The organism is Thalassospira australica (assembly GCF_000763295.1).
Lineage (GTDB): Bacteria > Pseudomonadota > Alphaproteobacteria > Rhodospirillales > Thalassospiraceae > Thalassospira > Thalassospira australica.
Genome location: NZ_JRJE01000003.1, coordinates 1 through 20,363 on the forward strand (window position 1 = coordinate 1; position 20,363 = coordinate 20,363).

The 20,363-nt window shown below is 53.4% G+C and carries 23 protein-coding genes, 2 tRNA genes and 1 riboswitch; of the genes, 11 read left to right on the top strand and 14 right to left on the bottom strand.

Annotation, left to right across the window (positions count from 1 at the left end):
• Nucleotides 1-248 precede the first annotated feature (248 nt).
• The gene (locus tag JF44_RS0101595) at nt 249-872 is read left to right on the top strand and encodes a tyrosine-type recombinase/integrase (protein WP_033067221.1); all 624 of its coding nucleotides are present in this window, start codon (nt 249-251) and stop codon (nt 870-872) included.
• Nucleotides 873-929: 57 nt separating this feature from the next.
• Here the strand turns inward: JF44_RS0101595 and JF44_RS0101600 are convergent.
• From JF44_RS0101600 to JF44_RS0101620, 5 genes are all read right to left on the bottom strand, one after another.
• Nucleotides 930-1,006 (bottom strand) — tRNA-Arg (locus JF44_RS0101600).
• A gap of 142 nt (nt 1,007-1,148) precedes the next feature.
• Nucleotides 1,149-1,442 (bottom strand): ETC complex I subunit, encoded by a 294-nt coding sequence (locus tag JF44_RS0101605; protein WP_033067222.1) that lies wholly within the window; start codon nt 1,440-1,442, stop codon nt 1,149-1,151.
• Nucleotides 1,443-1,588: 146 nt separating this feature from the next.
• A tRNA-Pro gene (locus tag JF44_RS0101610) sits at nt 1,589-1,665 on the bottom strand.
• A gap of 171 nt (nt 1,666-1,836) precedes the next feature.
• Nucleotides 1,837-2,283 carry a DUF192 domain-containing protein gene (locus tag JF44_RS0101615; protein ID WP_033067223.1) on the bottom strand — a complete coding sequence of 149 codons (447 nt, stop codon included), beginning with the start codon at nt 2,281-2,283 and terminating at the stop codon, nt 1,837-1,839.
• Nucleotides 2,280-3,428 (bottom strand): acetoin utilization protein AcuC, encoded by a 1,149-nt coding sequence (locus JF44_RS0101620; RefSeq protein ID WP_337587900.1) that lies wholly within the window; start codon nt 3,426-3,428, stop codon nt 2,280-2,282. The genes JF44_RS0101615 and JF44_RS0101620 overlap by 4 nt, the downstream gene beginning before the upstream one ends.
• A 209-nt stretch (nt 3,429-3,637) precedes the next feature.
• Here JF44_RS0101620 and JF44_RS0101625 point away from each other — a divergent pair, with 209 nt between their 5' ends.
• Nucleotides 3,638-4,063 (top strand): hypothetical protein, encoded by a 426-nt coding sequence (locus tag JF44_RS0101625; RefSeq protein WP_033067224.1) that lies wholly within the window; start codon nt 3,638-3,640, stop codon nt 4,061-4,063.
• Between the two features lie 159 nt (nt 4,064-4,222).
• Here the strand turns inward: JF44_RS0101625 and JF44_RS0101630 are convergent, their stop codons facing one another.
• Nucleotides 4,223-4,831 (bottom strand): GNAT family N-acetyltransferase, encoded by a 609-nt coding sequence (locus JF44_RS0101630; protein ID WP_033067225.1) that lies wholly within the window; start codon nt 4,829-4,831, stop codon nt 4,223-4,225.
• Nucleotides 4,832-5,036: 205 nt separating this feature from the next.
• Nucleotides 5,037-5,148, top strand: a riboswitch (TPP riboswitch).
• Here JF44_RS0101630 and JF44_RS0101635 point away from each other — a divergent pair.
• From JF44_RS0101635 to JF44_RS0101655, 5 genes are all read left to right on the top strand, one after another.
• The gene (locus JF44_RS0101635) at nt 5,139-5,930 is read left to right on the top strand and encodes an ABC transporter ATP-binding protein (RefSeq protein WP_052065356.1); all 792 of its coding nucleotides are present in this window, start codon (nt 5,139-5,141) and stop codon (nt 5,928-5,930) included. It overlaps the preceding riboswitch by 10 nt.
• The gene (locus JF44_RS0101640) at nt 5,927-6,739 is read left to right on the top strand and encodes an ABC transporter permease (protein ID WP_033067226.1); all 813 of its coding nucleotides are present in this window, start codon (nt 5,927-5,929) and stop codon (nt 6,737-6,739) included. The genes JF44_RS0101635 and JF44_RS0101640 overlap by 4 nt, the downstream gene beginning before the upstream one ends.
• A gap of 79 nt (nt 6,740-6,818) precedes the next feature.
• Nucleotides 6,819-7,772: an ABC transporter substrate-binding protein gene (locus tag JF44_RS0101645; RefSeq protein WP_033067227.1), complete on the top strand. Its 954-nt coding sequence runs from the start codon at nt 6,819-6,821 to the stop codon at nt 7,770-7,772.
• A gap of 148 nt (nt 7,773-7,920) precedes the next feature.
• Entirely contained in the window at nt 7,921-9,003 is a 1,083-nt protein-coding gene (locus JF44_RS0101650) for an MBL fold metallo-hydrolase (RefSeq protein ID WP_052065358.1), read from the top strand.
• 91 nt (nt 9,004-9,094) lie between these two features.
• Nucleotides 9,095-9,946, top strand: coding sequence for an EamA family transporter (locus JF44_RS0101655; RefSeq protein ID WP_033067228.1), 852 nt, complete (start codon nt 9,095-9,097; stop codon nt 9,944-9,946).
• 290 nt (nt 9,947-10,236) lie between these two features.
• Here JF44_RS0101655 and JF44_RS0101665 read toward each other — a convergent pair whose 3' ends face one another.
• Nucleotides 10,237-11,550 (bottom strand): NAD(P)/FAD-dependent oxidoreductase, encoded by a 1,314-nt coding sequence (locus JF44_RS0101665; RefSeq protein WP_033067230.1) that lies wholly within the window; start codon nt 11,548-11,550, stop codon nt 10,237-10,239.
• Between the two features lie 104 nt (nt 11,551-11,654).
• Here JF44_RS0101665 and JF44_RS0101670 point away from each other — a divergent pair, with 104 nt between their 5' ends.
• Both JF44_RS0101670 and JF44_RS0101675 read left to right on the top strand, forming a co-directional pair.
• Entirely contained in the window at nt 11,655-12,809 is a 1,155-nt protein-coding gene (locus JF44_RS0101670) for a trans-sulfuration enzyme family protein (protein ID WP_033067231.1), read from the top strand.
• A gap of 35 nt (nt 12,810-12,844) precedes the next feature.
• Nucleotides 12,845-13,894, top strand: a complete 1,050-nt coding sequence (locus JF44_RS0101675; RefSeq protein ID WP_033067232.1) for a ChaN family lipoprotein — start codon at nt 12,845-12,847, stop codon at nt 13,892-13,894.
• Nucleotides 13,895-13,973: 79 nt separating this feature from the next.
• Here JF44_RS0101675 and JF44_RS0101680 read toward each other — a convergent pair whose 3' ends face one another.
• The 5 genes from JF44_RS0101680 to JF44_RS0101700 form a co-directional block, all read right to left on the bottom strand.
• Nucleotides 13,974-14,516, bottom strand: a complete 543-nt coding sequence (locus tag JF44_RS0101680; protein ID WP_033067233.1) for a Panacea domain-containing protein — start codon at nt 14,514-14,516, stop codon at nt 13,974-13,976.
• 138 nt (nt 14,517-14,654) lie between these two features.
• A complete protein-coding gene (locus JF44_RS0101685) occupies nt 14,655-15,101 on the bottom strand; it encodes a hypothetical protein (RefSeq protein ID WP_033067234.1) in 447 nt (148 codons plus the stop codon).
• A gap of 119 nt (nt 15,102-15,220) precedes the next feature.
• Nucleotides 15,221-15,748 (bottom strand): adenine phosphoribosyltransferase, encoded by a 528-nt coding sequence (locus tag JF44_RS0101690; protein WP_033067235.1) that lies wholly within the window; start codon nt 15,746-15,748, stop codon nt 15,221-15,223.
• Nucleotides 15,749-15,911: 163 nt separating this feature from the next.
• Nucleotides 15,912-16,145 carry a hypothetical protein gene (locus tag JF44_RS0101695; protein WP_033067236.1) on the bottom strand — a complete coding sequence of 78 codons (234 nt, stop codon included), beginning with the start codon at nt 16,143-16,145 and terminating at the stop codon, nt 15,912-15,914.
• Between the two features lie 248 nt (nt 16,146-16,393).
• Complete coding sequence (locus JF44_RS0101700; protein ID WP_033067237.1) at nt 16,394-16,660, bottom strand: hypothetical protein; 267 nt, start codon at nt 16,658-16,660, stop codon at nt 16,394-16,396.
• Nucleotides 16,661-17,051: 391 nt separating this feature from the next.
• On the opposite strand from JF44_RS0101700, the gene JF44_RS0101705 reads away from it, so the two are divergent.
• Both JF44_RS0101705 and JF44_RS0101710 read left to right on the top strand, forming a co-directional pair.
• Nucleotides 17,052-17,846, top strand: coding sequence for a motility protein A (locus JF44_RS0101705; protein ID WP_033067238.1), 795 nt, complete (start codon nt 17,052-17,054; stop codon nt 17,844-17,846).
• A 9-nt stretch (nt 17,847-17,855) separates the two neighbouring features.
• Complete coding sequence (locus JF44_RS0101710; protein ID WP_033067239.1) at nt 17,856-18,548, top strand: OmpA/MotB family protein; 693 nt, start codon at nt 17,856-17,858, stop codon at nt 18,546-18,548.
• A gap of 97 nt (nt 18,549-18,645) precedes the next feature.
• On the opposite strand, the gene JF44_RS0101715 is transcribed toward JF44_RS0101710, so the two are convergent.
• Entirely contained in the window at nt 18,646-19,470 is an 825-nt protein-coding gene (locus tag JF44_RS0101715) for an MBL fold metallo-hydrolase (RefSeq protein WP_033067240.1), read from the bottom strand.
• Between the two features lie 78 nt (nt 19,471-19,548).
• On the bottom strand, nt 19,549-20,301 hold the full coding sequence (locus JF44_RS0101720; RefSeq protein ID WP_238318348.1) for an SAM hydrolase/SAM-dependent halogenase family protein: 753 nt from the start codon (nt 20,299-20,301) through the stop codon (nt 19,549-19,551).
• Nucleotides 20,302-20,363: the final 62 nt, after the last annotated feature.

Genomic DNA, 20,363 nt, shown 5'->3' on the forward strand with positions numbered 1-20,363 from the left:
GACGGCTGACCATCAGATACGAAAAGTCCGCAGAAAACTTCCTTAATATGGTCCGGATTTTCGCAATCAGATGTTGGGCCAATTGAGTCCAGACCCTAGACAAGATTGGCAAACTCTGTGGATCAAAGCATGTCACCGCGATCAGTCGTCGTCTGGTTCTGGGCATCCGTAATGCCGGGGCTGATACACCGCGGGACACAAACAACCTGCTTACGACACTGCGCCTTCTGATGCAGTTCGCAGTTGATATGGAATATGTCGCCGTTAACCCTGCATCTCGGTTCAAGCGCCTGAAAGAAGGAGATGGCCATAGACCATGGGAAGAGTTCGAAATCGATCAATTCCGTTCTCATTGGGCGATTGGCACAAAGGAACGTACGGCATTTGAATTGCTCTTGAATACCGGACAAAGATCAGGCGACGTGCGGACCATGACGCGAAACCACATCCGGTCAAACATTGTCTCTGTCATTCAGAGCAAAACCGGCAAGCGCTTGGACATACCCGTCGCAAACCGACTGAAAGATACACTTGATGCATGGTTACCGAACACAACAAGCATGAACCTTGTCCCCTCGCCTATGGGCATGCAGATGGATGCAACCGCATTTTCAAAATTCATGCGCAAAGCATATCGAGGAGCTGGTTTACCAGAAGACTTCACGTCACACGGGGGCCGATACGCAGCGGCAACGCGCCTCAAAGAGCTCGGCCTTTCATGGGAAGAAATAGCCGACATTGTTGGTCACGAAACAGTCTCGATGGTGCAGAAATATACGCGCCAGCGAAGAAACGCGAAAATGGCGATTGACAAAATCAACCGCGCTGATCAAGTCGGGCAAGTGACTAACTTTTATCCGAGCAGTGACTAACTTTTAATCCAGCAAACGACACTGAACCCACAAGCATTTGTTTTTATTGAAGAAAAATGGCGATCCCTGCAGGACTCGAACCTGCAACCTACAGATTAGAAGTCTGTTGCTCTATCCAGTTGAGCTAAGGGACCGCTGGGTGGGGTGGTTGAGTGCCCCGGGGCAAAGCATTGGACGCCTGCCCGATATGATTTCAGGGTTTAACGTCCCCTGTCAGACGAAACGGGGCGGAAATCCGCCCCGAGAATTGGTCAGATGCCGCTGGCGAGCACCAGATCAGACCACGCGTTTGAACGCGAAATTGTCGGCATAGGTCTTGATCTGCATTTTGCGCGGCTTGGGCTGTTCGATATCGGCGATCAGCTTGTGCTTCGCGGCAAAGGCCTGGGCTTCTTCAAGGGTATCGAAATACATGCGAACCTGACCACGGGTATCAGTGGAACCGATCCACCCCATCAGTTGATCAGCGACCTTTTTCGCACCCGGTTCAAATTCCATGACCCAGTGCTTGGTCGCGGCCTGACCGGATTGCATGGCGTTCTTGGCAGGTTTGTAAACACGGACCTTCATCGGGACCCTCGTCTTGACCGTCGGGATAAGATGATGCTGACAGTTATATGGGCCTCTCTAACCCCCCGCCAACGCTTCATCTTTTACACCTTTTGCTGCCAATTGGAAATCCCGTTTGGGATCAGATAAAGCAACAAAAGGGGAAATGGTCGGGAAGGCGAGATTCGAACTCGCGACCCCCTGCTCCCAAAGCAGGTACGCTACCAGACTGCGCTACTCCCCGACGCGGATGTGGATTTAGCACCATCTTGCGGGGTGGGCAAGACCGCATTGTCGCTTTTTATCGAAAAAGTGCCACAAAAACCAAAGGCCGCAGATATCATCCGCGGCCTTGCTATTGCTGATTGATCTTTTTGGACGCGATGCGGGTCCGCCCTGCTCGGCGCAACGCAACTTAACGCGGCAGCCCTTCGACTTTCTCGCCAATCTCAAATCCCATCCGATCCGATGAACCACCATTGAGCTCAAGCACAAAGCGCACAGGCTTTGGCGACGGGATGATGGTTTCCGATTGCGGGACCGTGCGCTTTTCAATGCCGACAATCGTGCCATTGGCATCAATAAACAGCATATCCAGCGAGATGAAGGTGTTTTTCATCCACATCGAAATATCCCGCGAGGCCCCGAAATCAAACAACATGCCGGTATCATTGGCCATTTCGGTGCGGAACATCAATCCGCGTGATCGTTCTTCGGGCGTGACGGCCATCTCGACATTGAAGACCTCGCCATCGACCAAAAGACGCGAACGTTCAAATCCGGTTGCTTTGGCATTCAGACCCGCAACAACGGCTGCGCTGATAAAGCACACAACAAATGCCATCTGAAAAAGCGACTTCATACCCCATACCCTCTTAGTCTTTTGACGCGCTCCCGAACCACGTCCCGGATGGCGCCACCCCGCCATGGATCCGCAAGCGTTGTAAACAATTCACTTGCGGGTTGTCTGCCACGGCTATGCGACCATTTTATGACGCGCAGGATATTTTCCGCTGTGATGGGTAGCACAGGGGGTATTTCGATCCCGTTAACGGTTGCCCACACCCCTGACCAACAGCGCGCAACGCCATATGGACTATATCCTCCGCCGCCCAGCACAAGACTTCTTGGTGCTAATCGGGTCATCGCCCCCACGACTTCCCATATCGACTGATTGCCCAAAAGCTGTCTGGATAGCGGATCTTCGGCAAGAGTATCACATCCGCATTGCAAAACAATAGCTTGGGGCACAAAACTTAATGCAAGATTAATCAAATATTCATGTAGAACATAGCGCATCTCATCATCGTTCATGCCACCAGGTATCGGCAGATTGCGTGCCATGCCACCGGCAATGTCATCAATTGCGCCGGTTTTGGGCCACAGGTCTTCCTGATGCATGGAAACCGTCAGAACGCGTTCATCCTCGGCAAAGGCAATCTGCACGCCATCGCCGTGATGGGCATCAATGTCAACGTAAAGCACCCGATCCAGCCCCGAATCGAGCAACGCGTAAATCCCCAGAACCGGATCATTGAAGTAACAAAACCCCGAAGCCCGGTTGCGTAATCCATGATGCGTGCCGCCTGCCGGATGATGGATCACCCCGCCATCGGCGATCAATTGGGCGGCCATGATCGATGATCCGGCAGCGGTCGCCGGACGCCGGAAAATTTCCGGATAGATCGGGTTGCCGTTTTTGCCCAACCCAAACCGGTTCATCATGTCTTCTGGCAAGGCCTGATCGCGTTCGGCCTGCATGACGGCTTCTACATAATCAAGATCATGAAACCGCGTGAGCTGTTCGGGCGTTGCCACCGGTCCGGTCAAATAAGTGTTTTCATCGACCCATCCCATGGCATGCACCATATCCACCACCAGCGACACCCGCGGGATCGCCAGGGGATGTTTCGGGCCATAGCTTGATCCACGGTAAATCTCTGCCGCGATCATGCGTGGCGGAATCTGAGATGCACGAAGGTCAGGCAGGGTATGGGGAAAGGTCACGGTGGGTATAAGCCAATTCGATCAAAGCGTGTCAGCATCATTGCGCGTCAGCACGGCTTTGCGCAAGAGGTGTATAAATAGTAGGATGCTTACTCCTTCAATTGAGAAGCATCTAACTTTCTCCCAGCAGGTTGAGCAGCGAAAGAACGATCAAGTTTACCCAAAATATGCTACTTTCAAAACATCAAACGCCAAGAAATCAGGTAGAAATGAAGCAAATCAAACCATGGCTCGTGATCTTCGCAATCGCTGTGATCTCACTAACAACCTTATTTCCCCCATTTTATTTTGAAGGCCGCGGCAACATACTGGGCGTTGGTTTTGGTTTTTTGTTTACCGGCCCGTTCGACGACAAATATCAAGATGTTGCGCGCGTTGATTACGCAGTTCTCATAACATTTTGGTTGGCCATTCTGCTTATTTGTTTTCTCTTACACTTGCTACCCAAAGGCTATCAATCGAAGTTATCTACACAGATTTCAAGCCAATTCAATAAAGCTAGGACCCATCGGGAAAAAATTTTGCCATTGGTCGTCGTTGGCTTGATAATAGCTATGTTCGCGATTTTCGATTTTTTTGCGAACAATCGTGCAGACTTGGACACGTCTGGACTAAAATACTTGAGTGACAACTAGTCGTGAATTGCCACCCTCTCAGGCTGAGTTTTCTAGCACCACACAGAGCCCTACATCATTTTTGAACAAAATGTTGCAAAAGGTCACTCAGCCAAAATGCCTCCGCGTAGACCAAAAATCTCTGGGCAACAACGATCCCACTTCAGGTGTTTTAGACGTTCAACCCGCCTGTCGATCAGTATTGTGGACCATGGTCGTTACCGACGTAAACCCGAACACGTAACGCAGCAGGCCCATATACGCGGTTGAGGTCGACCGAAAACCATATCTTTCGTAAAGCGCACGTGCACGCGGATTGGTGTCGATTACATCCAGCCGGACCTTCGACAAGCCATCTTTGGATGCCCTTGTTGCAACAGCATCCAAAAGGGCCGTGCCGACCCCCTGCCCGCGCGCACCGGGATCAACAAATATCCCATCCATCAAAAGCGTCTTGTCTTCCAGATCACGTTCAAGGATATCAAGCACAACACCGCGCCAAAGCCCGCCCCAGCCACCGTAAACAGCACACATATCGGACAGCTTTCCCCCGACAAACGCCCCCTGTGGCGTTTTAAACCCGGCAACGCCAAGAAGCCGCCCATCCTGAGCAACTACACTGATGGCATGATCGGACCTGATTACCTTGATCAAAAAGGCACGGGCTTTGTCTTCGGGTTTCATGACAGGGGCAAGTTTTTGGCGAAAGGCTTCCCAAAACAGGCCACAGGCCGCCTCACGGTGGATCTCGCTTAAACCTTGTTCAATCCGGATTTTTTGCTCTGACATGATGTTTTACGGTTTCACCTGTTTGATCGCCTGTACTTCAAACGAATACGCCCGAAAACGAACCTGCGGGCAAGTGAAGTCTTTCACCGCTCACGTGCCCCTCACTGCTGTGCTTTGATTGTTGGAACGTTCAGGAATGCGACCTTGCAGTGCTGCAATCTGCTGTCACAAAACTTGACGAAAGCAAAATGTCTGCGCATAGTCCCGTCATCTCCGGGGGGGCCGATCGTAAATCGGCTGAGAGGTTCGGTGTTGCCGAACGACCCTTAGAACCTGAACCGGTTAAGACCGGCGTAGGAAGGATCGCATGCGCAATACAGACCACACGCCCAATCCGGCACAAAATCCAACCAGATTTGACATTCACCTGCGCGCTGCCCGCGTGGCATTTGGCGGGGCGGACATTTTCCATGACCTTGACCTGACGTTACAGGCAGGCAGTTTTACCTGTTTGCTGGGACCAAGTGGGGTCGGGAAAAGCACGCTTTTGCGCTATTTCGCAGACCTTGTTGAAGGCGATGTTAGCGGTACCATCACCTGTTCAGACAACCTGCCCCTGACGGGCCGGGTCGCCTATATGGCGCAGCAGGACCTGCTTTTGCCATGGCGAACAGTGCATGAAAATGTCGTGCTTGGCACTGTTTTGCGCGGTGAAAAGCCAAAACATGAGAAAGCCTCATATTTACTCAAACAGGTCGGCTTGAACGATGCGGCGCACTTGCGCCCGGCGGAATTGTCCGGCGGCATGAAACAGCGCGCCGCCCTTGCCCGCACCCTGATGGAAGACCGACCGGTCGTTCTGATGGACGAGCCGTTCTCCGCCCTTGATCCGCTGAACCGTTTGCGCCTGCAGGAACTGGCCGCACGGGCTTTGCGCGGCAAGACCGTATTACTGGTAACCCACGATCCGCTGGAAGCATTGCGGCTTGGTGATGATGTGCATGTTCTGGCGGGCGCGCCGGCGAAACTGCAAAACGCCATCACGCCCAAAGGTCAAAGCCCGCGCAACATTGCCGATCCGGAAATTCTCGCCCAACAGGCAGAGCTTCTTCGCCAGCTTGGGGCCGAGAATTCCGACATGGCGGAAATCCCGTCATGAACATGCAAAACAATCCTCATACAAACCGAAAACCGCTGTCTGAACGGCGCTGGCTCATATTTGCCCGCCCGCTGATCATCATCGCGGCCCTGATCGCAACCTGGCAATTGCTGGTGGTGATCACCGGCGCGCCAAAATACATGCTGCCAACCCCGGTCGATGTCTGGACGACGTTGCTGTCGCGCTATGATGTTTTGTTTGATCATGCGCGCTACACCATTGCCGAAACAGTGATTGGCCTGTTTGCCGGGGCGGCCCTTGGCACGTTGGCGGCCATTCCGATGGCACTGTTTTCGCCGGTACGCTTCTGGTTGATGCCGATATTGCTGGTATCACAAGCCATTCCGTTCTTTGCGCTGGCCCCGCTTTTGGTGTTGTGGCTGGGGTTTGGGTTGGCGTCCAAGATCGCCATGGCCGCCCTGATTATTTTCTTTCCGGTCACTGTCGCCTTCTTTGACGGATTGTCGCGCACCGAAACCGGCTGGCTTGATTTGGCACGCACCATGGGGGCAAGTCGTTGGCGACTTTTGACCCATATTCGATTGCCTGCAGCCCTGCCGGCCTTTGCATCGGGCTTTCGTGTCGCCACCGCTGTTGCCCCCATCGGTGCGGTGATTGGCGAATGGGTCGGATCCAGTCATGGGCTTGGCTATTTGATGCTGCATGCCAATGCGCGGGTTCAAATTGATATGGTTTTTGCCTGCCTGCTGATCCTGTGCGCGTTTTCAATCACGCAATATTTCATTGTCGATCGCGTGCTGCGCGCCGCCCTGCCCTGGCAGCCAGACAGCCTGAAGCCAAGAAACTGACACCACATCCTGCTGCAAGATGCGGTGGGCACAATCCTCATACAAAAGCGCAATGGCGCATAAATACGGAGGTTCTTCCATGTCACGCCTGAAATCCATGATCACAGCGGCCACATTGGGCGCAGCGGTTCTTGGCACGTCGTCATCGGCATTTGCCGCTGACAAGCTGGTCATTCTTCTCGATTGGTTTGTGAACCCAGATCACGCACCGCTGATCGTTGCCAAAGAAAAGGGCTTCTTTGCCAAGCATGATCTTGATGTCGAACTGATCGAACCCTCTGACCCGTCTGCCCCGCCGCGCCTTGTCGCCGCCGGTCAGGGCGATGTTGCCGTGAACTATCAGCCCCAACTGCATGTTCAGGCAGCCGAAGGCCTGCCGCTGACGCGCATTGGGACGCTTGTTGCCACCCCGCTGAATACCCTGATCGTGCTTGAAGACGGCCCGATCAAGGAAATCGCGGATCTCAAGGGCAAGAAAATCGGTTATTCGCTGGCCGGGTTCGAAGATGCCTTGCTTGGCACGATGCTTGGCAATCATGCTGTGTCGATAGATGATGTCGAACTGATCAACGTGAATTTCTCGCTCTCGCCATCGCTTTATTCCGGGCAGGTTGATGCAATCATTGGCGGCTATCGCAATTTTGAGCTCAATCAGATGGAAATAGAAGGCAAGCCGGGCAAGGCATTCTATGTCGAGGAAGAAGGCGTTCCGCCCTATGACGAACTGATCCTGACGGTGCGTAACGATGCGGTCGATGATCCGCGTTATGCCCGCATGCTTGATGCCCTGGAAGAAGGCGTACAATATCTGATCAACCACCCGGATGATAGCTGGGACGCCTTTATCAGTGCCTATCCGAACCTTGATGATGAACTTAACATCAAGGCATGGGCCGATACCCTGCCGCGCTTTGCGCTGCGTCCGGCTGCCATCGACCGTGCACGGTATTCCCGATTTGCCGATTACATGGTCAAGCAGGGGCTGATCGATGAAAGCCCGGCACTTGAGACCTATGTCACAGTAATCGAATAACCGATAACGCCCCCCGCGTTTGGCTGCATGTCCGCATGTGCAGACCATCCTGGAAGGCCGGAATATGCGCCCCGTATTCCGGCCTTTCCCTTGCGCTGGTGAATTTGCTCGTTACCTTATATTGGGTCGTCTATAGGTCAGCCGGATCATGACACCACCATCGGATCAGGACATCGACGTGCAGCAAAAAACAAAACCAGCCCATCACACAGACACCGGATTTGAAAACCGCCACCCCCTGCCCGATCCGGTCAAACGATCATTCTGGCGGTTTTTGCGTCGGCGCTATTTCGGCGATGACAATTGGCCCAAGGCCAAACATCAGATCGGCAAGATCCCGACCGAAACACCTGATCATGATGCCATCCAAAACCCGGACCCATCGCGTTTGCAGGTCACATGGGTCGGTCATGCCACGGTTCTGGTGCAATATGGCGGGCTCAACATCCTGACCGATCCAGTCTTTTCCGACCGCGCATCGCCGTTTAAACGCATTGGTCCGAAACGCTATAGCCTGCCCGGACTTGCCATTGATCAATTGCCCAGGCTTGATCTGGTCTTGCTTTCACACAATCACTACGACCATTTCGATCTTGATAGTCTTGGCAAACTGGGTAATGCGCCGCGTTATGTCCTGCCGCTTAAAAACGGGCCGCTTCTGGAAAAGGCTGGCATCTCACCCGATCGTTATGTCGAACTCGATTGGGATGAAAGCCATGCCCATGATGATGTGACCATTACCCATGTGCCGTCCAACCATTGGTCGAGCCGCACCACCAAGGATCGCAAGGAAATGCTTTGGGGTGGATATGTTCTGGAGTTTGGTGATGGCTACCGGTTCTATTTCGTTGGTGACACCGGTTGGAACGAAGCCCTGTTTACCGAACTGGGGCAACAGCATGGCGGGATTGATTTTGGTTTGATCCCGATTGGCGCCTATGACCCACGTGATTTCATGCGCAACTCGCACTGCAACCCCGAAGAGGCCATCGAAATCATGCAAAAGATGGGCGTCAAGCACGCACTTGCCATCCATTGGGGCACGTTCGTTCTGACGGCCGAACCGGTGGATGAACCGCCCGTTCGATTGGCCTCCGCACGCAAGGCGGCCGGACTTGATGACGGCGATTTCATCGCCCCGCCGGTTGGTGCAACACGGTTCTTTCCAGGCAAGACATCGCGCCAACAGACAACATCGCAAAAGGTCGAGCACACAGCGTCCCAAACATAGCAGCCCCGGCAAGAGCGGTTTGGTAAATCCCAAACGCCTATGCTAAGCATCAGTGATTGCGTCATAAAACCGTAACATTGATTGCGCCGCCATGAGTTTAACCGTCTTTCTTGCCGTAATGGGTGCTGCCCTGATGCATGCCGTCTGGAATGCATTGGTCAAGGGTGGGTCGGACAAACTTATGAATATGACGGCAATCGTGCTGGGTCATATTCCGGTGGTTTTGGTCCTGTTGCCGATGGTTGACGTCCCGGCACCGGAAAGCTGGCCTTATCTGATTGGATCACTTGTGCTGCATACCGGGTATCAGCTGTTTTTAATTCTGGCCTATCGGCTTGGCGATCTTAGTCAGGTTTACCCGATTGCACGCGGGTCCTCGCCGCTGATTGTTGCGGCTGTATCGGTATTATTGCTGGGCGTTACCCTGCATGTCAGTGAATGGCTGGCCATTGTTGTGATTGGCGTTGGCATCATCAGCATGTGCATCACACGGCAGGCCGATGGCCTTCGCAATCGCAATGCTGCCTTGGCCGCCATCATCACCGGCTGCTTTATCAGCAGCTATTCACTGGTCGATGGCACGGGGGCGAGATTGGCGGGAAGTTCTCTTGCCTACTACAGCTATCAGACCGTTGGCAATGTGCTGATCTTTGGGGTGATCGCGAGTTTGATGCGTCCGCGCATCCTTGCCGATATCGCAAAGTCGGGCAAAAAGGTCTTTGTTATTGGGGGCACGGCGTCCTTTGCGGCTTATGCCACTGTCATGTGGGCCTTTACACAGGCCCCGATCCCGCTTGTAGTTGCACTTCGCGAAACGGGCATTGTCTTTGCGCTTTTGATCGGCGTGTTCTTCATGGGTGAGAAGCTTAATCTTTTAAAGCTGTCGTCAACCATGATGACGCTGGGCGGGGCGATTATCCTGCGTCTGGCGCGCAGCCTGTAACCGACCCGGCCTAGGGCCTGTTGATGATCAGGATGCCGTCGTGGCGGGATCGTATTTTCCCACCTGCAAGAAGTCGATGGCGCAGCGTGGCAGGTCCAACGAAAGCCAGCCGCGACGCCGCAGGTGGGAAAATACGCCCCGTCCAGAGGGATTGCTGCCTAAGGGCGCGAACCCGCGTCCCTCGTCCTTGAATATGCCAAGCATGTCCTGCGTCCTCACTCCTAATTTCGCGCCCATAGGCGGCAACCACGGCGATATCCTGATCATCAACAGGCCCTACCGAATTTCAATCAGGCCCGCGTGCGGGGACGACGGCGCGTGCCATCTTCAAATCTTGAAAGTTCCATCCCTTTCAGGGTGATGGATGGTTGCCCTGTGGTGATCCAGTCTGACAAGACCTTTCCCACCACTGGCCCCATGGCAAAGCCATGGCCGGAGAAACCCGATGCGACAAAGAAGTGCTTGGGGTTTTCAAACTGATCAATCACCGGCACCGCATCCGGGGTAACGTCGATGTCGCCCGCCCATGTATCGGCAATGCCGACTTTCTTGATTTGCGGCAGGACCGTTTGCAGGTTGCGCATCGCATTTTTGACGCGCACTGGATACGGTTCCGCCTGATTGGTACGCCGTCCGATCATCGGTTGTTTTGACGCATCCGATCCCGGCACACGATCCACCAGATCATCAAAGAACCGCTTGTTGAAGTGGAACTTGAAGGTTGCCCAGTTATCAAAAAGCCCCGGCATGAAATCACGTGCGTATTTAAAACGCCCCAGCGTCAGGTCAATATCGGTCATGAATTCATCGGCAATATTCATCGATCCATCGGCGCGTTGACGAAATGCCAGCCCGGCGGCCAGGGTCCCAGCCGACGAAATATCGGGCACGGGTGTTGTGCGAATGACCGTGCCGCGTGTCGTCTGCTGTGGCAGGCGGCGGCCAAATTTCGCAACGAACTTATGGGTGGCTGCACCGGCCGCACAAATCACATATTTACATTTGATTTCACCCTGCTCGGACACGACCGAGCTGATTGCACCTGCCTCGGTTTCAATTGAAAGCGCCCCGCACCCTTCTGCAATTACAGCGCCCAATTCACGAGCACGTCTGGCAATCGCCGGGGCGGCCTTTTTGGGTTCGGCCTGTCCGTCAGATGGGGTGTAGATGCCGCCAACACCGGGTGCTGTAATACCGGGGATCAGTTTTTCAACGCCCTTGGTGCCAAGCGTCCGGGTTTCAACGCCAAACCCTTTTGAATCGTCAATCCACTGTTCAAAATCCGACATTTCAGACTCATCGCGGGCAACAAACAATACCCCGCCCTGCCGCCATTCAAGATCGGCATTCAGTTCCTTTTCCAGGCCCTGCCAGATCCGGTTGCATTCGATCATTAAGGGAAGTTCAACCGGGTCGCGGCCCTGTTGGCGGACAAATCCCCATGCCCGACCAGACTGATGCGATGCAATGGTGTCCTTTTCGAGCAACACGACCTTCATGCCCGCCTTGGTCAGGTAGTAGGCACAGGAAGACCCGTGAATACCACCACCAATGACAACGACATCGCATTCCTTGGGCAATTCGAACTCGGGATAATTTGTCATGTGGGGCCTTTCCGGGTGGGAATTTATACTGATTACAGTTTGGTATGTGGCGCAAACCAAGTTATGTTGCGCGGCAATAAATCACAACCAAATCAGGTGCTACCATGTCTGATCATGCAAAAAAACAGTCTCCCGCCACCGTAGCCGCCCAGGCGCTTGGCTGGGTAGATGAGACCACCAAATCCGTTACCCCGCCGCTTTATCCCTCGACCACGTTCGAACGCAACACCGACCTTAGCTATCATGACGGGCGCTGCTATACGCGCGCAGACAATCCGACCTATGATCAGGCTTGCGAAGTTCTGAACGCCCTTGAAGGCGGCGCCGAAACCCGTCTGTTCGCATCGGGCATGGCGGCAGCCGTTGCTGTTTTGCATGCGCTGAACCCCGGTGATCATGTAGTTGCCCCCAAGGTCATGTATTGGGCGCTGCGCAGTTTCATGCTTGATAGCGGCGTGCGTGCGGGCCTGACGTTTGATTTTGTCGATAACGCCGATATCGCCGACTGGGACAAACATATCATTGCCGGTAAAACCAAGCTGGTTTGGCTTGAAACCCCGGCCAACCCCGATTGGCAGATCACCGATATCAAGGCCGTTGTCGATCTTGCCCATGCGGCGGGTGCTGTGGTGGCCGTGGACAATACCGTCGCCACCCCGCTTCTGACCCGCCCGCTTGAATTGGGTGCAGATATCGTCATGCATTCGGCGACCAAGTACCTTAATGGTCACAGCGATGTTCTTGCCGGGTCCCTGACCGCCGCAAAGGATAGCGAATTCTGGCAGCGAGTATGTAAACAGCATGCATCAGGGGGGGCTGTTCTCGGGGTGTTTGAAACATGGCTTCTGCTGCGTGGCATGCGCACGCTTTCGATCCGTGTTGAACGCGCAAGTGCAACGGCCATGGCGATTGCCAAGCATTTTGAAAACCATCCTGAAATCGAACAGGTCCAGTACCCCGGCCTTGAAAGCCATGTCGGGTACGAGATCGCCAAAAAACAGATGTCAGGTGGTTTTGGCGGCATGCTGTCGCTTCGCGTGAAGGGCGGTGAAAAGCGTGCGGTTGATTTCCACAACCACTGCAAGCTGTTCAAACGCGCAACGTCCCTTGGCGGGGTTGAAAGCCTGATCGAACATCGCTCATCAGTCGAAGGACCAACCAGCCCGGTTCCCGGCGATTTGCTGCGTCTTTCGGTTGGCATTGAAGATTGCGGTGATCTTGTTAACGACCTTGAAACAGCCCTGACGTTAAGCAAATAAAGCGCAAGGCTTTTTAATTCGGAACCTCTGCATCGATGCCCAAGCAATTCATGATCAGGTCATTTGCACGCAAGGCACTCTATCGTGTCGCTTCTGTGGCTTGGGCATCGACCATTCTTGTTGGGGCCGTGGCTGTCTTATCCCCCGTGGCCCGTGCGCAGGAAACAGTTCCCCCGATTGACACGCTTATGGATGTGAATGCCCTTCCGCCCGCACCGGGGCTTATTTTTGATGTGCAGGCGGGCGAATACATCATGTTTGATGTGCTCATCGAACGTCTTTTGGGCCGTCAATACATCCTGATCGGCGAAAAGCACGACAATCCGATCCACCATCACCATCAGGCGCAGCTTGTCGACGCGCTTAGCCAAGCAGATGGCCTTAACCGCGCACTCGTCTGGGAAATGTTCACCCGCGATCAACAAGTTGCGCTTGATCAGAACTGGCAGGAAACACCGATTGCTGATCTCGGCCCTGCCCTCCAATGGGAAGAACGCGGCTGGCCATCGTGGCATGACTATGCCCCAATCGCCGAGGCCGCGCGCAATAACGACCTGATGATGGTTGCGGGCAACCTTCCTGATGGGCTGCTCCGCCCGATGATCAATGATGGGAACGCGGTTCTGCCAGATGTTCTGGCAACCCAACTCGATCTACCGGAAATTCCATCAGACATTCTTGAACGCTTTAACACCGAAATTGCCGAGGGCCATTGCAACATGTTGCCAAAGAACATGCTTGGCGGGTTTTCCGGTGTGCAGTTTGCACGGGATGCCTCCTTGGCCCATGCCATGACGGATGCGGTGACAATCGACGATGTTGATGGCGCGTTCCTGATTGCCGGTGCCATGCATGTGCGCCAAACCATTGCGGTGCCATGGCATTTGCGCCGATTTGATCCCGAATTGGAAGACAACGATATCGCGGTTGTCAGCCTGATAGAAACCGACGACCTGGATGACGCCCCGGCCAACATCGAAGATTACGCCAAACGGTTCGGGGATATGGATGACATCGACTTCATGTGGTTCACCAATGACATTGAACGCGATGATCCCTGCAAAGGCCTTCGCATCGGGCAATAGCCCCATCTGATAACGACGGCCACACCACAGATATTCAGCCGCGACAAATCAGCCCGGCAACCTTCCCGACAGTTTTGACTTATTTGATTTTGCGCGGCAGCCAGTCGGTTGTTGCGACCGGCTTACCCTTATGCGAACGCATCACGCGTGGGCGCACGACTTCCTTTGCCTCGGGCGTGGTCGCCGTTTTGCGGACAGAGGCATAAAAATCGACCAGCTCATCATACGGAATGATCGTCCCGATCCCTTCCTTATAGGCTTTGGTAAAGGGCGGATGATTGCGCACCGTCATGCTAAGATGCTCGACCGTGTGATGGCCAAACTGTGACCAGATGCTTTCAAGAAAATGGATGGTTTTCGGATCCACCGATTTCAGGCGCACATCCGGCCGACATTCTTCCATCACCGCATAAAGATTTGGTTCCACCGGGCCAAATTCCTCGGCAACGAAGATGGCAGGCATCAACATATTGCCGTGGTAATTCGCCCCGTAATAGGCCTGTGCCAGATACAGCAAACGGTGCAGCTTTTGTGGCTGCAGATATTCGTTATCGTTAAGCGCAAGGTCGATAAACCTGAATGCAGCTTCAAATACCGTACTAAGAACCGGCTTGTTCTTCATGCTGGGCCCGATGGTCTTTGGGAACACTCAATCACAGCCCGATCATAGGGGCTATGGCAGATGCCAACAAGCATTCCGCTTTAAGATTTCCATTTTTCGAGAAAACTATCGGCCTGAAGGGGGCGAAGTCCCGACAGCCTAAACCGATGCATCAAGATGCATTCCGCGCACCCCGAAACCATGGGTCACCGCATTGACGACCGCATAAAACGACGTTCCGGTATTGACCTTAAGATCAAGCGGGATTGACGGATCAAGCAGACTTGCGAAATCCACATCACCCTGCACCTCGACGGCACCTTCGCGGTCACTTGCACGCCGTGCAGCCGACAGATTGCGCTGTTCGGCTCGCTGGTCCTTTTGTTCACCGGGGTTGCCCTGCCCGGACTGACGTTTTTCCTTGCCGTTGATATAGGCATTGAACAAAATCCCGTCGTCATCCGGATCATAGGTGTAATTCTGAGAGGACGCCTCAACCTGACTTTCACGGTCAACCGTCGATACACCGCGCGCGCCAGCCGCCGCAAGACGGCCATACTGGCCGACCTGTGATACGGATTGTGCGCTTTGAAGCGGTGCGATCATTTTCCTCTTCCTTGCCGCAAAACGGCAAAACCAAAGATATATTTCAACCTATACATTCTACATGAATATATAAGAAAAAGGCAGGGAAATCGCAATCCCTGCCCTTTTTGGGCGCGTGATCAGTCGCCTTCAAATTCGACAAGATGGAACGCATCAACACCGCGATCACGGATTTTTTGTGCGCCGCCAAGATCGGGCAAATTGATGATGAAGGCACAACCGGCAACCTCGGCACCGATCTTTTCGATCAGATCAATTGCGGCAAGGGCTGTTCCACCCGTAGCAATCAGATCATCCATAATCAGAACGCGACTGCCGGGTTTGACCGAATCCTTGTGGATTTCAATCACGTCCGATCCGTATTCCAGTTCATATTCCACACCAATGGTTTCGGCCGGAAGTTTGCCCTTTTTGCGGATGGTGGCAAAGCCGATGCCAAGTGCGACCGCAACTGCCGGACCAATGACAAACCCGCGCGCCTCAATCCCGGCGATCATGTCGATCTTTTTGTCCTGAAACTCAGCCGCGAAACTGTCGATAACTTCGCTTAGACCGTACGGGTCTTCGAACAGGGTCGTGATATCCCGAAACATGATGCCCTTTTTAGGGTAATCGGGAATGGTACGGATCAAGGATTTGATCGACATGGAATGCTCCGGCCAGAAATCAGGAAAACGCACGCGATCACCCGGCCATGAACATCATGACCGGATCACATACGGCGCCATTTGATGCCTGAAACCAACCCGATTGGCAAGGCACAACCGTTTTGTGCCCTTTCGCCGCAGTCAAGGCATTCCTGACCGGCACTCAGGCTGCGTGGGATGTCGCTTCACCCATTGCAGGGCTGCGCACCGGTTTGGCGATAGACACAAAGTCATTGGCCAGCTTTTTACTGATTTCTGCACGCGTGCCACGCGAAAGACCGGTTTGAGCAGCTTCGCGATTGCCCCATACCGCCCGGTAGAGCCGATAATCATGGTCATTGATCTGACCGAATACTTTTTCGACTTCCATCAGAGTCTGGACATAACTCTTTTTCATGTCAGCCATCCTGTTGCTCATGCTGATTTTCGCAAAACCGTTTTTGCGAAAGAAGGCACCGTTTACCGATGCATCTTATACAGCAGCGATATAAGCCGAAGTTCGTGACCTCGAAAGCGCAAGACGGTGACAAGATCAGGAAGCTTTTGTGACACCCCTGCCCCAATTGAAAACAGCCCGCCTTCACGATACGAAGACGGGCTGTTGATATCTTAATCGCATTGGCGTGATCTACGCGCGCGATGCCTTTAATTCAGCTTTTTGGCGGCCTCTGCCTGCTTGGCTTCTGCGTCGATCTGCTTTTGCAGGGCATCGCCATATTCGCCGTAAATCCGACCTTCGAGCGACAGCTCCAAAAAGCGGATATAGTCATTTTGATCGGTAATCTTGGCGCGGGCCACTTCGATTACGTCAAACGGGTTTGCCGCATCCAGATCATACTTGCGGATCAGCCCCAGCATCTCTGCGGTGATCTGATCAAGCTTCTTGCGGGTGTCGCTGTAGGAAAGCGTCATCAGACTATCCTGTTATTTCATGCGTTTTGCTTCTCGCGTGTTTATGCCTGTTTGCCACATCACTGACAAGCCCCGTCCCCATGGGCACCCCTGCCACCCCGCGACATGATGAGATGTTATTGTCGGGCATCAGCGGGCTTGTATTTTTCCTCAGACAATCAAAACTAGAAATGATGCACCATGCGCAAGCGTTGCCCGGCGCATTTTCGCTGGAACTGAACTCAGAATAACGGGGAAATGCGCCGGTTTTCGGGGTCAACAGCGCCCAAATTAACCTAACCGCAACGATTTACAGGCCTATTCTTACGTAAAACTTATAAACTGCATTAAAATGTTGGACGGTTTCAGATATTGAAACCCCAATCGGACGTCCCGGGGGATTTTGGGAACAATGTCGTTTACGACGATTTTAGGCATCATGGTCGGCCTTGGCCTGTTTATCGGATCGATCTTTATTTCAACCGATAACTATTTGGTCTTTGTCAGCCTTTCGAGCGCATTGATGGTGGTTGGCGGCACATTGGCGGCGACCTTTATTGCCTATGAAGCGCGTTATGTATTGTTGGCGCTCAAACTGATTTTCAAAATTTTTCGCGCCCCGCAGATGGGCCGTGGCCAACTGACCGGCGAAGTCGGCCGTGTAGTCAAATGGGGGTATCTTCTGCAGAAAAAGGGTGTGAATGCCCTGGAGCAGGAAGCCGAACGCGTTGGCAAGGACGAACCCTTTTTGGGTTGGGCGATGGAAGTGGTCATTACCGGCTATGACGGCGAAGAAACCGCCGAGATGCTTCACAACGCCATTGATAACGCATTCAATCGCAATCTTGTGCCTGTCTCGATCCTAAAAAGCATGGCGGCAGCCGCCCCGGCGTTTGGCATGATCGGGACACTGGTTGGCCTTGTGATCATGCTTGATAAAATGGCAGATGACCCCACATCCTTGGGGGCTGGTCTTGCGATCGCGTTGATCACCACACTTTACGGAATTGTCGCGGCGCGCTTCTTCTTTATGCCTGCTGCCAGCAAAATTCAGCAGCGCGAAGAAATCATGCGGTTTCGCAACTATCTGATTGCCGAAGGCCTGATCATGCTGGCCGACCGGAAGGGCCCGCGCGCCATTCAGGACAGGATGAATTCCTTCCTTGATCCGGCCATTCACTTCAACATCGACAAATCGTCGAAATAGAGGATAACCATGGCACGCGGAAAAAAAGGCATGCAACCGGTCAAGGAAGAGGAAGTCAACGAAGATTGGCTTGCCACCTATGCCGATGCCATCACCCTGTTGATGGCCTTCTTTGTCATGCTTGTCAGCTTCTCCAAGGTTGAAATCCCGATTTTTGAAAAGGTACAAGCCGGGATCGCAGAAGAAATCGGCAAACGCGAAGTCGTCCGTCCAACGCAGGTTCTTGAAACCGATCTGCGCGATGTTGTCTTCAACATGGCAATGGACAGTGCCGTAGATGTTTCGACCGATGATGAAGGCATCCTGATGGAAATGGGCAGTGGCTCCTTCTTCAAGCCGGGGTCCGCCAATTTGACCAATGATGCCGTGCTGTTCCTGAAAGATGTCGCTGATCTGCTTAAGGAACCCCGCTATCTGGGCTTTCAGGTTGAGGTCACCGGCCATACCGATGACAGCCCGATCAGCTCCCCGCGTTTTCCATCAAACTGGGAATTGGCCGCAGGACGATCTATTGCCGTGGTGCGCTTCTTCAGCGCACTGGGTGTTGACCCGGATCAGAAACGCATGCGGGCCATTTCCTATGGCGATACAAAACCGAAATTGCCCAACCGTGATGATTTCGGCGAACCGATCCCGGAAAACCGCAAGGCCAACCGCCGGATCGAAATCAGGATATTCCCGAAATACTCCCGTGTCTTCTAGGGCGTTTTCTGCCTGAGAACCGGCCAAACTGTGTACCGGCGCTGAAATGGAAAAAAGGGCCGTTTGAGCCCTTTTGCGACAACAGATCACAGCCGCCTCATTCGATATGCAAGACCATTTCATCGCGCGCGGCAAATGCGCCTGACCATGTGGCACGTGCCTTTTGTTCGATAACGGTCATTGCCGCGTCATCATGGTCCGGATCATGATGGAAAAGTGCCAGTCGCTTGGCATTGGCCGCCCGGCACAGCCGAATGCCTTCCTGCCAGGTTGAATGGCCCCATCCGACTTTTTGCGGGAATTCTTCGTCGGTGTAGGTGCTGTCATAAATCACCAGATCGGCATCGGCGATAAAATCAATAATGATCTCGTCGGGCTTTTCCGGATCATGTTCGGTATCGGTCACATAGCAAACCGAATTATCCTCATGCTCAACGCGAAAAGCCGTCGCCCCATTGGGATGGCGCAATGGGGCTGTCTTGATCTCGATGCCACCATCCAGATGAAGTTCTTCGCCAACATTGAAGTCTTCAAATGTCAGCCTGGATTGCATCGCAGATAACGGCACAGGAAACGTCGGGTCTGCCATCTGCGCGGAAAACACCCGCTCGACACCCCCTTGATTGGTCAGATGCCCCGCCATCACGCGAAAGGCTGCATTCGGGTTATAGGCGGGCACGAAGAACGGGAATCCATTGATGTGATCCCAATGTGTATGGGTCAGAAAAATGTTGGCGTGGGTCACCTTGCGCCGGATCAAATCCTTGCCAAGGTTACGAATACCGGTACCCGCATCAAAAATCAGAACTTCATCGCCAATGCGCATTTCAAGGCAACTGGTATTGCCGCCATACACCACATGATCCGGTGATGGACATGCAATACTGCCCCGTACGCCCCAAAATTTGACCTCAATCGCCATTCACGTAATCCCGCTAATGGATTGCTTCTGCATCACCGACCGATAACATCACATCAATCAAGGATTGTGCAATTATATTCAACCTGCACAGACCCTTGTACCAATCCCGGCGGCAAACACCTGATCGGCCCGCCCGCAATTAACCGCGATTTCACATAACCCGATCGAATTGGCATAGTGAAAACCATCCCCGGGATGCACATCAGAAAATGTCCGCGCACCGCCAAGAACATGGTTATTGATGACAAGCTTTTCATCCTGCCCGCGTGCGGAAATTCCGGTCATCAGATTGCCGTATGTATCAACATAAATGACCTCGTCCAATTCATCGGGCCACTCTTGTGCCGCGACACATCGATCGGCCAGTTGCATCGGACTTGCGCGAAAGGCCTGATTGGTCGCAACCCATGCTGCAACCGGGGCGAAAATATCGCGCCCATGGAAACTGGCAGATGCTGCCTCGGGGCGCCAGTCGATTGATTTGATTGTAACCTTGCTTGCACGACGGATGATCAATTCAAACAAACCGTTGTCCGGCCCGATATAAGAAACCCCATCAGCCTCAACCACAATCCCCTTGCGCACACTTCCGACCCCGGGGTCAACCACAGCCAATACAACGTCGCCTGCCCTGAATTCGCGGGACAGAGCAGCAAGAAGATAACTTGCAGCCTTGGGATTACGGTCCGGCGCATCACACATCAAATCACACACGGGAACGTCACCGGCCCCGCGCATCACCATGGACCGCATCGTCCCGCTATAGGGGCCATTCACACCAAAATCGCTAAAGATAAAGATCATGCTGCCAAGGTATCCGCTTTGATCCATGCCTTGAAACAACAACGCCGGTGGCAACCTTTGTCCCCACCGGCGTTGTTCATTCCGTTACA